The sequence below is a fragment of the Streptomyces sp. NPDC003027 genome (assembly GCF_053591435.1).
In genome coordinates this window covers 118,690-130,964 of record NZ_JBSFTU010000015.1, presented here as the reverse complement: position 1 = coordinate 130,964, position 12,275 = coordinate 118,690, and the positions used below count along the sequence as shown (strand labels likewise).

The following is a 12,275-nucleotide window of genomic DNA, read 5'->3' as shown; positions in this document are numbered from 1 at the left end:
GCGATCCGTCCCCTCGGCCCTGGCGGGCCTGGGGAGACCCCATGCACCAGACCCCGCTCCCTGATCCGGCCTGATCCAAACGAAAGACCCTAGGGAGTGTCCGGAAAGTATCGCCGTCCGCCCGCAGGACCCACGATGACGGGACCGGCGGTCGCCGCTCGCGTGGACGCATACTGGGCGCATGGGATGGCCGAATCCCACCGTCGACGATCTGAGGGAACGGCTCGGGGCCACACTCTTCCGCCGCGTGGCCGGTCCGTCGGGTGAGGAGACGCGTGCCCGTATCCACGGCACTCCCGGCCCCCGCTGGTTCGGTCCCGACCGGCCCATCCGCGCGGTCCACGGCGACGCCTCCATGTTCGTCGGCGGCCTGACGGCGCTGCTTCTGCAGTCGCTCCATCCGGTGGCGATGGCCGCGGTGGCCGCCCACTCCGGATTCAGGGGCGACCCCTGGGGCAGGCTCCAGCGGACCAGTACGTTCCTCGCCGTGACCACGTTCGGCACGGCCGACGACGCCCGGCGCGCGGTGGAGCGCGTCCGGGCCGTGCACGAGCGGGTCCGGGGGCGGACGCCGGAGGGGATCCCGTACCGCGCCTCCGACCCGCATCTGCTGCTGTGGGTCCATGTGGCGGAGGTCGACAGTTTCCTGCGCGCCCATCGCGCCTACGGAGAGCGGCCGCTCGACCCGGCCGGTTACGACGGGTATGTGGCGGACACCGCCCGGATCGCGCGGGAGCTGGGCGTGGACAGCCCGCCACGCACCGTCGCCGAGCTGGCGGAGCGGATGGACGCGTACCGCTCGGAGCTGCGGGCGACGCCCGCCTGCCGGGAGGCGGCGCGGTTCCTGCTGGTGAGTCCCCCGCTCCCCTGGCCGGCGCGGCCGCCCTACGCGCTGCTCGCGGCGGCCGCGGTGGCGCAGTTGCCGCCCTGGGCGCGCCGGCCGCTCGGGCTGCCGCGTCTTCCCGGGCCGGCCTGGGCGGGGGCCCGGGCGGGCGGGCGGCTGGTGACGGGGTCGATCCGGTGGGCGCTGTCTCCCCCGCCGCGCAACTGGGACGAGAGCGGGGCGGTCACTCTCCCGCGTGCGCGGCCCGGTGGATCGTCGCGTCGATGAGTGCGAGCGCCTCCCGTGCGGTGCGGCCGGGCGCACGGTTCCAGGGGCCGATCAGGCCGGTCCAGCCCTGGGCGCGCAACTCCGTGACCAGCCAGGCGGCGGAGCGGTTCATGGTGTCGGCGCTGCCGTAGCCGAGGCGGTGGGCGGTGAGCAGGGCGCCGCACAGGCAGCGGGCGCCGCGGGCGTCGCGGAGTCGGTACGGCCGGTTCTGCCAGCCCCACTCCACGAGGACGCGGCGGGCGTGGGCGAGGTGGGTGGAGGGGCGCAGGTCAGGCTGGCCGATACGGCGCCAGGCGTGCAGCCGGTCCGGCAGCACCGCGCCGAACCGGCCGGGGAGCGGCCGTTCGGCGGGCGGAGGCGCGGGCAGGGCCTCCAGGGCGGTGGTGACGAGCTGGTCGACGGGGACCGAGAGCAGGCCGCGCCACGGCTCGGTGGCGGGCGCCTCGGGGTGGCGTACGGAGGTGTCCCAGCGGCGGACGATCTCCTGCCATGCCTCGGTGTCGTAGAGCCGGGCGGCGGTGCGGTCGACGGTGTCGAGGACGGGGTCGGGGGCGAGGGTCGGCATGGCGGGCGCACTCCTGGGTCGATCGGCCTCTCACTCATCAGAATGTCGGCTTTGGGCCGATATCGCTTGAGTCGGAGGGGCCCACGCGGTGGGCGCCCCGGTCGCCGCGGACCGCCCCGCCGCCGGTGCGCGTCTGACCGCCGGAGCCCGCCGAGCGGGTCGCGCCCGGCGTGGCTAGCGTGGCCTTCGGGGACCTCCATCGAGCACCACCACGGAAGCACCATCGATCGGAAGAGAGTCACCATCATGGCCGCACGACCTGAAGGCACGCCGATCTGGACCGACGCGATGTTCACCGACGTCGAGGGCGCCAAGAAGTTCTACGGCGAGGTCCTGGGCTGGACCTTCGGCGAGTCCTCCGCGGAATTCGGCGACTACACCACCGCCTACAAGAACGGGAAGGCGGTCGCGGCCGTCGTCCCGCCGATGCCCGGCCAGGACACCCCCCAGTCGGCCTGGTGCCTGTACTTCTCCTCACCCGACGTGGCCGCCACGGCGGAGAAGATCGGCAACAGCGGCGGCACCGTGGTCATGGACCCGATGAGGGTCGGGGACTTCGGCTCGATGTGCCTCGCCCAGGACCCCACGGGCATCCTCTTCGGCGTCTGGCAGCCCGGCACCCACGAGGGCTTCGAGCTGGAGGGCGAGGCCGGCTCCTTCGCCTGGGCCGAGGTCTTCACCCGGGAGCCGGACGCGACGGACTCCTTCCTCACCTCCGTCTTCGGCTACGACGCCAAGACGATGCGGGACGAGAACGTCGACTACAAGGTCTTCGACCTGGGCGGCGAGCAGCCGGTCCTCGGCCGGATGACCATGACGCCCGAGGACTTCCCCGAGGAGGTCCGGCCGTACATCCAGATCTACTTCGCCGTCGACAACTGCGACCAGGCGGTCGAGAAGGCGGAGAAGCTGGGCGGCCAGAAGGTCTTCGGCCCGATGGACAGCCCGTTCGGCCGCTTCGCGGCGATCCTCGACCCGCAGGGCGCGGCCTTCGCCGTCATCGACCTGACGACCACCGAGGGTGAGATGCCCGAGATGGTCTGAGCGGCGGTAAGCGGCTCGCCCGGCCCTCAGGGCTTGAGGCTGCTGACCACGTTCGCGGTGGCGGCGACGCCGTTGTGGATGGTGGGCGCCATGCTCGTACCGGCGAGGAAGAAGCCGAGCAGCACGCAGACCAGCGCGTGGGAGAGCTTGAGTCCCCCGCCGCGCAGGAAGATCACCGCAAGGACCAGCAGAAGCAGCATCACGGAAATGGAAACGGCCATCGCCACACCCTCCTTGCGCCGCACCGGGATCGCGGCGTTCGGCGGCCAGTGTGGCGCAGCACGTGTCTCGTCAGGCCGCACGGCAGGGCTGCCGAACGGGTGACGTTCGGCAGCCGGCCGGGCGGCGGGCCTCAGCCCGTCCCCGGCGGCAGGCAGTCCCGCCACTCCACCGTGCGGTCGCACCAGCGCGTCAGCAGGACGCGGTCGTGGCCCACGGCGAGCAGGCCGGCGCCGGTCTCCGCGCGGTACGCCTCGACCGCCGCGACCAGGGCGGCCGTGGTCGAGGCGTCGAGCATGGCCGTCATCTCGTCGCAGACCAGCCAGCGCGGGCGCAGCACCAACGCACGGGCCAGGCAGGCGCGTTGCAGCTGGCCGTCGCTGACCTCGTGCGGGCGGCGGGCCAGGAGGTCGGCGGTGAGGCCGACGGCCGGGGCGAGTTCGGCGAGACGGGCCCCGGCGTCGGCCCTCCGGCCGGTCGCGCGCAGCGGCTCGGCGATCAGGTCCGCGAGCCGCAGGCGGGGGTCGGCGGACATGCGGGGCTGCTGGAAGACCACGCCCACGGAGGTACGCAGCGCGCGCGGCGCGCGGTGCCGCCAGCCCCGGATCTCCGTCCCGTCGAGAGCGACCCGCCCCGCCTCGGGCCGGTGGAGCAGGGCCGCGACCCGGGCGAGCGTGGACTTGCCGCAGCCGCTGGGGCCGAGCAGGCCCACGGACTCGCCGGGCGCCACGGTCAGCGACGCGCCGGTGAAGACGGGCGCGCGGCGGTCGTACCCGGCGGTGACGGCGTCGAGTTCAAGCACGGGATCCTCCGGGCGCGACGGGAGCGGGGACGTGGCCGGTGACCCCGCACGCGCCCGCCGGACGCGGGGCCGTGGCGTCACGCATCGGATCCACCGCCCGCGGGGTGGTGGCAGGCCACGCCCGCCAGCGGCTCCGGCAGGGTGCCGCACACCGCCGTCGCGCGCTCGCAGCGCGGGGCGAAGGCGCAGCCCGGCGGCAGGTCGGTCAGTTCGGGCGGCATGCCCGGGATGGGGGTGAAGGCGCGTTCCGGCAGGGCGTCGAGGAGGCCCCGGGCGTACGGGTGGCGGGGGCCGGGTTCGCCGAAGAAGCGGTGGGCCGGGGTGGTCTCGACGATACGGCCGGCGTACATCACGGCCACCCGGTCGGCGATCCGCCGCGCCGCCGCCAGATCGTGGGTGATCAGCAGCAGGGCCCGGCCGTCGTCGGCGTGGCGGCGCAGTTCGTCGACGGTCCGCTCGACCAGGTCGCGGTCGAGGCCCGTGGTCGGCTCGTCGGCGAGGAGCAGCGGGGCGTCGCCGATGAGGGCGAGGGCGGTCGCCGCGCGCTGCGCGAGGCCGCCGGAGAGCTCGTGGGGGTAGCGGTCGAGGTGGTCCGCGGGGAAGGCGGCCCGTTCGGCGGCCGCCTCGGCCGCCGCGCGCCGTTCACGCCGCGCGGCGCCGGTCAGTTCCCGTACGGTCTCCTCCAGTTGGGCGCGCACGGTCCGGACCGGGGTCAGGTGGGCGGCCGGGCTCTGCGGTACGAGACCGACGCGCCGTCCCCGTACCGTACGGGCCAGCGTCCGCTCGTCCGCCGTGAGCAGGTCGACGCCGTCGAGGAGTGCCGTGCCGGACGCCTCCGCGTTGCCCGGCAGGAGGCCGAGGAGCGCGGCGGCGAGGACGGACTTGCCGCAGCCGCTCTCGCCGACCAGGGCGAGGCACTCCCCCGCCGCCAGGTCGAAGTCGGCGTCGGTGACGGCGGCGACGTGGCGTCCGCCGCGCATCCGGAAGCGCACGGACAGGCCCCGGACGCTCAGGACCGCGTCGTCGGCGCGTTCGGCGGTGACCGCCTCCAGGGCGCGGGCGAGTCGGGAGTTCACAGCATCAGCTCCGATCGGCGGCGCGGATTGAGCCGGTCCCGCCACACCCCGGCGAGCCCGGCGACGGCGAGCGTCGGCACGATGAGGAAGAGGCCGGGGAAGAGCGTCGGCCACCAGTCGCCGGCGAGCAGCGAGGAGCGGGCGCTCTGCACCAGGTTGCCGAGGCTGGCCTGGTGGCTGGGGAGCCCGAGTCCGAGGAAGGAGAGCGCGGACTCGTGCCACATGGCGTGCGGCACCATCAGCACGGCGGCGAGCCCGGCCTGCGGCAGCACGGCGGGCAGCAGATGGCGCGCGGTGACCCGCCATCGTGAGGCTCCGCCGGAGATCGCGGCGTCGATGTAGGGGCGCGAGCGCAGGGAGAGGACCTCGGAGCGGACGATCCGGGCGGTCGACAGCCAGTGGGTGAGGGCGACGGAGACGATGACCGGCCAGACGCCCGGCCGGAACATCGCCACGATGAAGATGCCGAGGAGCAGATGCGGTACGGAGGAGAAGGCGTCGACGATCCGCATGACGACCCGGTCGGGCCAACCGCCGAGCGCACCGGCGGCGGCGCCGACCGCGGTGCCGATGACCGTGGCGACGAGCGCGGCGACGAGGCCCACGAGCAGCGAGATCCGCAGCCCGTAGACGCTGCGCAGCAGCAGGTCGCGGCCGACGTCGTCGGTGCCGAAGGGGTGCTCCCAGGACGGCGGGAGGAGCTTCAGGGACAGGTCGACGGCCTGTTCGTCGAGCTGGGCGACCGGGGGGACGACGAGGACGGCGACGACGACCGCGCCGACGATCACGGCGGAGGACCAGAAGCGGACGCGCCGGGTGCGGGGGTCAGCCATCGAAGCCCACTCTCGGGTCGGCGAGCCCGTACAGGAGGTCGGAGAGGAGGTTGCCGAGGAGCACCGCGGCCGTGGCGAGCACGGTGAGGGCGGCGAGCAGCGGGAAGTCGACGGAGGTGGCGGCCTGGACGGTGGCCGCGGCGATGCCGGGCCAGCTGAAGACGGTCTCCACGAGCAGGGCTCCGGTGATGAGTTCGGGGACGCGGGAGCCGACCAGGGTGAGCATGGGCAGCATCCCGGAGCGCAGCGCGTGGCCGAGCAGGACGGTGCGTTCGCGCAGTCCGCGCGCGCGTGCCCCGCGGACCGGGTCCTCCTCCAGGGCGTCGCCGACGCCCTGCCTGACGTACAGGAAGAACCAGGGCAGCTGCGAGACGCCGAGGACGAGCGCGGGCAGGACGAGGTGGCCGGCGACCTGGTCGAAGGTGACGGTGTCGCTCGCGGTGTCGGTGAGTCCGCCGGCCGGCAGCGCGCCGAGCCGCAGTGCGAAGAACCAGATGGCGAGCAGGCCGAGCCAGAACGCGGGAGCGGCTTCCAGGGTGTACGCGGCGGAGCTGACGGTCCGGTCGAGCCAGCCGCCGCGGCGGCGCCCGGCGAGCACGCCGAGCGCGGTGCCGAGGAGGATGGCGACGAGGAAGGCGGTGACGGCCAGGAGGGTGGACCAGCCGATCCGCTCGGCGATGACGTCGGCGACGGGCTGCCGCATGACGCTGGAGTCGCCGAGCTCGCCGCGCAGGGCGGAGGTGAGCCACTCCCACCACCGGGTGACGAGCGGCTGGTCGACGCCCAGGTTGGCGCGCAGCTGGTCGAGGTTCTCCTGCGAGGCGGTGAGTCCGGCCGTGCCGGCGTACGCCTTGACGGGGTCGAAGGGGGAGGCCGCGGCGACGGCGAAGACCGCGAAGGTGACGGCGAGCAGGACGGGGACGGCGAACAGGGCCCGCCGCCCCGTCATCCTGGCCATGGCCCCCCAGGGGAGGCGACGGCTCACTTCTTCGTCTCTCCGGCGGTCTTCGGCTTCCAGGCCTCGACGTTCCACCAGGGGCCGGCGGCGAGGCCGTGGTCGTGCGGCTCAGTCTGGGTGGTCAGGCCGTCCCACCGGTCGTCGACGACGTAGAGGTGGTCGATGTGGGTGAGGAAGGTGTATCCGGGGTTCTTCACCAGTTCGCGCTGGACGGTGTCGTACGCGGCCCGGCGCTTGACGGGGTCGTCGGTGCGGCGGCCGTCCTCCAGGGCCCGGTCGACGGTCTTGTTGTCGTACCAGGCCATGTTGTTGAAGCCGTCGCCGCCGAGGGTGGAGTTCAGGAGCAGGTACTGGTCGAAGTCGGGGTCACCGGGCGAGCCGCCACCGGCGAGGACGGCGTCGGTCTTCATCCGCGGCTCGATGACCTCCCAGGTGCCGCCCTGGGTCTTGATGCCGATGCCGGCCTTCTTGGCGTCGGAGGCGTAGGCGAGGGCGTGGTCCTGGCGGAGCTTGTCGCCGGAGAGGTACCAGAGCGGGAACTCGGCCCGTACGCCGTTCTTGACGCGGATGCCGTCGGGGCCCGGCTTCCAGCCGGCCTCGTCGAGGATCTTCCGGGCGCCGGCGAGATCGTGGCGGCGCTCGGTGCCCTTGGCGAACCACTCGCTGTCGGTGGGGACGGGCCCGTAGGCGGCCTTTCCGGCGCCTTCGAGGATCTGGTCGACCATGGCCTGGCGGTCGACGGCGATGTCGAGGGCGCGGCGGACCGCGATGTCACCGGTGACCTTGTTGTGGGTCGGCAGGGTGACCGTGCGGTAGTCGTACGTGGTGGCGGCGTAGGTCTTCTTCGCCCTGTCGTTCTTGAACCCGGCGGCGAGGTTGGGCGGCAGGATGGCGCCGTCGAGGTCCCCTGCGCGCAGCCGGGTGGCGCGGACGTCGTCGTCCTTGATGATCGCCATGGTGAACTTCTTGACCTGCGGGGCGCCGCCCCAGTAGCCGGGGTTCGCCTTGAAGCTGAGCTTCTCGCCCTTGGACCAGTCGGTGAGGACGTACGGTCCGGTGCCGATCGGCCTGGTGGTGAACGGGCCGGAGTTGACGTCCTGCTTCGCCGCGACGTGTTCCGGGGCGATGGCGAGGACGGTCCGCTCGGCGAAGGGGGCGTAGGGGTACTTCAGGGTGAAGACGACGGTGTCCTCGCCGACGGCCTCGACGGACTTGAGGGCGTCGAGTTCGGTCCTGGAGGGGTTGTTGGTCTTCGGGTCGAGGATCGTCCTGTAGGTGAAGACGACGTCCTTGGCCGAGAACGGCTGTCCGTCGCTGAACTTCACGCCCGGGCGCAGCTTGTAGGTGTACGTGAGTCCGTCGGCGCTCACCTGGGGCAGCGCCACGGCGAGGGCGGGCCGCAGCTTCATGGACGCGTCGAAGGCGAGGAGCCCGTCGAAGATCTTGGAGTTGCCGTCCTTGCCGTACCCGAGGAGGGGGCTGAGGGTGTCGGGCTCGTAGGCGATGCCGACGACCGCGGAATCCTTGGGGCCGCCGGAGCCCGCGGCGGAGCCGCCGGGGTTCGAGCAGGCCGCCGCGGTGAGGGCCAGGGTTCCGGCCAGCGTCACGGCGGCGGCGCCGCGTATGGATCGGGCGGTCATGGTGCCCACACCCCTCTTGAAGATCGACCGTTGTTGCGAACGACTCGCAATTAAACAGTATGTAAAGGGGTGTGGGCACATGGGCCCCTTACTGTGGCGGGAAGGCGCGCCTCCGCGGCCTCACGCCGGTGCCGGCAGGCCGACCAGGGCGGCGATCGCGTCCTGGTGCTGCCCCGCCGAGCCGAGCGCGATCTGATCGGCCTTGGCCCGCTTGAGCGCGAGATGCGCGGGGTGCTCCCAGGTCATGCCGATGCCGCCGTGCAGCTGCACGCACTCCTCGGCCGCGTGGACGGCCACCTTCGAGCAGTACGCCTGGGCGACGGCGACCGTCAGCGGCGCGTCGGGGTTGCCGGTGGCCAGGGCGTCGGCGGCGGCGCGGGCCGCCGCGCGGGCGTTCACGATCTCCAGCCAGAGCTGCGCCATCCGGTGCTTGAGCGCCTGGAAGGAGCCGACGGGCCGGTTGAACTGGTACCGCTCGCGGGTGTGGCGGACGGTCTCCTCCAGGCACCAGGCGGCGAGCCCGAGCTGCTCCGACGCCAGCAGCCCGGCGCCGGCGAGGAGGCCGCGCGCGATCGCCGCGCGGGCGGCGTCGGCGCCGGCCAGGAGCGTGCCGGTCCCCTCGGCCGTGGTCACCTTCGCCAGAGGGCGGGTGAGGTCGAGCGGTGTCTGCGGCTCGACGGTGGCCTCGGCGGCCGGGACGGCGTGCAGGCCGTCCGCGCGCGCCACCAGGAACACGTCGGCGAGGACGGCGTCCGCGACCCCGGCGACCGTACGGGCGGTGGGCGCGGGGCCGGCGGGCCCCGTCGACAGCGGCAGGGCCGGCACCGCCACCGTCCGGCCGGCCGCGAGGTCGCCGAGCAGCTCGGCGACCGGGCCCTCCTCCGCGTCCAGCGCGAGCAGCGTCTCGGTGGCCACCACCGCGCTGGTGAGGTACGGCGCCGGGGTCACCGCGCGGCCCAGCTCCTCCAGGACGACGGCCGCCTCGCGGTGGCTCGCGCCCTGCCCGCCGAGCTTCTCGGGTACGAGAAGTCCCGCGGCGCCGATCTCGCCCGCGAGGGACTTCCACAGCCCGGGGACGTAGGGGCTGCCGCTCTCGACCAGGCCGAGCAGCGTCTGCGAGCCGGCCCGTTCGGCGAGCAGCGAGCGGACCGCCGCGCGCAGGTCGTCCTCTGATTCGGAGTAGAGGAGGTCAGTCATCGGGCGAGGTCCTTCCAGGCGACGTCCTTGTCGTTGCGGGGCTCGGCGGGCAGGCCGAGGACACGTTCGGCGACGATGTTGAGGAGGACCTCGGTCGTACCGCCCTCGATGGAGTTGCCCTTGGAGCGCAGATAGCGGTAGCCGGCGTCGCGGCCGGTGAAGTCGACCAGTTCGGGGCGGCGCATCGTCCAGTCCTCGTACAACAGCCCCTCGTCGCCGAGGAGTTCGACCTCCAGGCCGCTGATGGCCTGGTTGAGCCGGGCGAAGCCGAGTTTCATCGCACTGCCCTCGGGTCCCGGCTGTCCGGCGACGAGCTGCTGGCGCAGCCGCTCGCCGGTGAGCCTGGCCACCTCGGAGTCCACCCAGAGGTCGAGCAGGCGCCGGTGCAGGTCGTGGGTGCGCAGTTCGGGACGCTCGCGCCAGACCGTGGCGACGGGGCCGATCATGCCGCCCTCGCGGGGGATGCGGGCGCCGCCGATCGAGACGCGCTCGTTCATCAGGGTCGTCTGGGCGACCCGCCAGCCGTCGCCGATCTCGCCCAGGCGGTGGGTGTCGGGGATGCGGACGCCGGTGAGGAAGACCTCGTTGAACTCGGCCTCACCGGTGATCTGGCGCAGCGGGCGCACCTCCACACCGGGGTGCGACATGTCGCAGATGAAGTACGTGATGCCGCGGTGCTTGGGCAGGTCGGGGTCGGTGCGGGCGATGAGGATGGCCCAGCGGGCGACGTGCGCGCTGGACGTCCAGACCTTCTGGCCGTCGACCACCCACTCGTCGCCGTCCCGGACCGCCCGGGTGCCGAGCGCGGCGAGGTCGGAGCCGGCGCCGGGCTCGCTGAAGAGCTGGCACCAGACCTCCTCGCCCACCCAGAGCGGCCGGAGAAAGCGCCGCTTGACCTCGTCCGAGCCGTAGGCGAGGAGGGTCGGCGCGGCCATGCCGAGGCCGATGCCGATGCGGCGGGGGTCGTTGTCGGGCGCTTCGGCGGCGGTCAGTTCGGCGTCGACGACGGCCTGGAGCGAGCGGGGTGCGTCGAGTCCGCCGAGACCGACGGGGTAGTGGACCCAGGCGAGTCCGGCGTCGAAGCGGGCGCGCAGGAAGTCGGTGCGCTCGGTGGTGGCGGGCGGGTGCTCGGCGAGCAACCGCCGGGTGCGGTCGAGCAGTTCGGCGGCGTCCGTCATGCGCCGGCTCCTTCCGGGAGAACGACCAGACGGCCGGTGGTGACGCCCTCGGCGACGCGCTGCACGGCGTCCGCCGCCCCGGCGAACGGGACCCGCTCGGTGACCAGCGGCTTGATCAGCCCCTTGGCGGCGTAGCCGGTGAGCGTGTCGTGGCAGCGCAGGATCGCGGCCGGGTCCTTGAGGTTGTACAGGCCCCAGTGCAGGCCGAGGATCGAGTAGTTCTTGACCAGGGCGTGGTTGAGGGCCGGGGAGGGAATGGCACCGCTCGCGAAGCCGACGACCACGATCCGGCCCTCGAAGGCGACGACCTTGGCGGACTGCGCGTAGGCCTCGCCGCCGACGGGGTCGTAGATCACGTCGGCGCCCCGGCCGCCGGTGGCCTCCTTCACCGCGGCGACGACGTCCTGGGCGCGCCGGTCGACGACGACGTCACAGCCCAGCCGACGGGCGACGTCGGCCTTGTCGGCTCCGCCGACCACGCCGATGACGGTGGCACCGGCCGCCTTGCCGAGCTGCACGGCGGCGCTGCCGACCCCGCCGGCGGCGGCGTGCACGAGGAGGGTCTCGCCCTCCTTCAGGGCGGCGCGGCGGTGCAGTCCGAACCAGCCGGTCTGGTAGCCGATGTGGAGGGCTGCGGCCTCCGCGTCGTCCAGGGCGTCGGGGGCCGGGAGCACCGCCGCGGCATCCGCCACGGCGTACTCGGCGAGGCCGCCGTACGGGAGGGAGGGGGTGGCGATCACCCGGCGCCCGTCCTCGGTCTCGCCGCAGACCTCCACGCCGGGGGTGAAGGGCAGCGGCGGCCGGACCTGGTACTGCCCCCGGCAGAGCAGGGCGTCGGGGAAGTTGATGTTCGCGGCGCGCACCTTGAGGAGGAGCTGCCCCTCGCCGGGCGTGGGCACGTCCACCTCGTCGCGCTGCATCACCTCGCCCGGCTCGCCGTTTTCGTGCACTCGCCATGCCTGCATGGAGGTCCTCCACCAGCCGTCGTCCGTACTGCGCGGTCGGTTGGCATACTAAGCGGTCGCTTGCAGCTGGTGGAACCTCGGACTCAGGACTTCTTCGGTCGAGCGCGCACATGCATCCGCTCGCCCTGCGGCCCGAACAGGCTCAGGAACTCCACGGGCTCGTCGCCGGCCTGCCCGAACCAGTGCGGAACGCGCGTGTCGAACTCGGCCGCCTCCCCGGCCGCCAGTACGACGTCGTGCTGGCCGAGCACGAGGCGCAGCTTCCCGGAGAGCACATAGAGCCACTCGTACCCCTCGTGGACGCGCGGGTCCGGCTCCTCGGCGGACTTCTCCTGCACGACCTTGTACGCCTGCAACCCGCCGGGCTGGCGGGTGAGCGGGTACATCGTGCGGCCGTGCCGCACGATCGGCTTGGCCCGGACGCGCGGGTCGCCGACCGGCGGCGCGCCGACCAGCTCGTCGAGCGGCACCTGGTGGGCGCGGGCGATGGGGAGCAGTAGCTCCAGGCTGGGTCTGCGCCGGCCCGACTCCAGGCGGGAGAGCGTGCTCACGGAGATGCCGGTGGAGGCGGAGAGATCACCCAGAGTGGCCCCGCGCTCGCGCCGGATGCGGCGCAGTCGTGGTCCGACGTCGTTCAGCACCGCGTCGATGCGTTCGTCCTCAGTCATGGATCCATAGTCGTGGATT

At 73.5% G+C, this 12,275-nt stretch carries 13 protein-coding genes; 2 read left to right on the top strand and 11 right to left on the bottom strand.

What is annotated here, in order from left to right; translation table 11 throughout:
- The first annotated feature begins 181 nt into the window (after window positions 1–181).
- Window positions 182–1,111, top strand: coding sequence for an oxygenase MpaB family protein (locus ACWDX6_RS13960; RefSeq protein ID WP_451485162.1), 930 nt, complete (start codon window positions 182–184; stop codon window positions 1,109–1,111).
- Here ACWDX6_RS13960 and ACWDX6_RS13955 read toward each other — a convergent pair.
- Entirely contained in the window at window positions 1,068–1,676 is a 609-nt protein-coding gene (locus tag ACWDX6_RS13955) for a DUF6197 family protein (RefSeq protein WP_451485161.1), read from the bottom strand. The genes ACWDX6_RS13960 and ACWDX6_RS13955 overlap by 44 nt on opposite strands.
- Window positions 1,677–1,922: 246 nt before the next feature.
- Here ACWDX6_RS13955 and ACWDX6_RS13950 point away from each other — a divergent pair, with 246 nt between their 5' ends.
- Entirely contained in the window at window positions 1,923–2,720 is a 798-nt protein-coding gene (locus ACWDX6_RS13950; RefSeq protein ID WP_451485160.1) for a VOC family protein, read from the top strand.
- Between the two features lie 26 nt (window positions 2,721–2,746).
- Here the strand turns inward: ACWDX6_RS13950 and ACWDX6_RS13945 are convergent, their stop codons facing one another.
- From ACWDX6_RS13945 to ACWDX6_RS13900, 10 genes are all read right to left on the bottom strand, one after another.
- On the bottom strand, window positions 2,747–2,941 hold the full coding sequence (locus ACWDX6_RS13945) for a hypothetical protein (RefSeq protein WP_451485159.1): 195 nt from the start codon (window positions 2,939–2,941) through the stop codon (window positions 2,747–2,749).
- 131 nt (window positions 2,942–3,072) lie between these two features.
- On the bottom strand, window positions 3,073–3,741 hold the full coding sequence (locus ACWDX6_RS13940) for an ABC transporter ATP-binding protein (RefSeq protein ID WP_451485158.1): 669 nt from the start codon (window positions 3,739–3,741) through the stop codon (window positions 3,073–3,075).
- Between the two features lie 77 nt (window positions 3,742–3,818).
- Window positions 3,819–4,721, bottom strand: coding sequence for an ABC transporter ATP-binding protein (locus ACWDX6_RS13935; RefSeq protein ID WP_451485173.1), 903 nt, complete (start codon window positions 4,719–4,721; stop codon window positions 3,819–3,821).
- Window positions 4,722–4,813: 92 nt separating this feature from the next.
- Window positions 4,814–5,650 (bottom strand): ABC transporter permease, encoded by an 837-nt coding sequence (locus ACWDX6_RS13930; protein WP_451485157.1) that lies wholly within the window; start codon window positions 5,648–5,650, stop codon window positions 4,814–4,816.
- A complete protein-coding gene (locus ACWDX6_RS13925) occupies window positions 5,643–6,608 on the bottom strand; it encodes an ABC transporter permease (RefSeq protein ID WP_451485156.1) in 966 nt (321 codons plus the stop codon). Before ACWDX6_RS13925 ends, ACWDX6_RS13930 begins: the two co-directional genes overlap by 8 nt.
- Before the next feature lie 23 nt (window positions 6,609–6,631).
- Window positions 6,632–8,248 (bottom strand): ABC transporter substrate-binding protein, encoded by a 1,617-nt coding sequence (locus ACWDX6_RS13920; protein ID WP_451485155.1) that lies wholly within the window; start codon window positions 8,246–8,248, stop codon window positions 6,632–6,634.
- A 120-nt stretch (window positions 8,249–8,368) separates the two neighbouring features.
- Complete coding sequence (locus tag ACWDX6_RS13915; protein ID WP_451485154.1) at window positions 8,369–9,445, bottom strand: acyl-CoA dehydrogenase family protein; 1,077 nt, start codon at window positions 9,443–9,445, stop codon at window positions 8,369–8,371.
- A complete protein-coding gene (locus tag ACWDX6_RS13910) occupies window positions 9,442–10,623 on the bottom strand; it encodes an acyl-CoA dehydrogenase family protein (protein ID WP_451485153.1) in 1,182 nt (393 codons plus the stop codon). Before ACWDX6_RS13910 ends, ACWDX6_RS13915 begins: the two co-directional genes overlap by 4 nt.
- Window positions 10,620–11,588: an NADPH:quinone oxidoreductase family protein gene (locus tag ACWDX6_RS13905; protein ID WP_451485152.1), complete on the bottom strand. Its 969-nt coding sequence runs from the start codon at window positions 11,586–11,588 to the stop codon at window positions 10,620–10,622. Before ACWDX6_RS13905 ends, ACWDX6_RS13910 begins: the two co-directional genes overlap by 4 nt.
- Window positions 11,589–11,671: 83 nt before the next feature.
- Entirely contained in the window at window positions 11,672–12,256 is a 585-nt protein-coding gene (locus ACWDX6_RS13900; RefSeq protein ID WP_451485151.1) for a helix-turn-helix domain-containing protein, read from the bottom strand.
- Window positions 12,257–12,275: the final 19 nt, after the last annotated feature.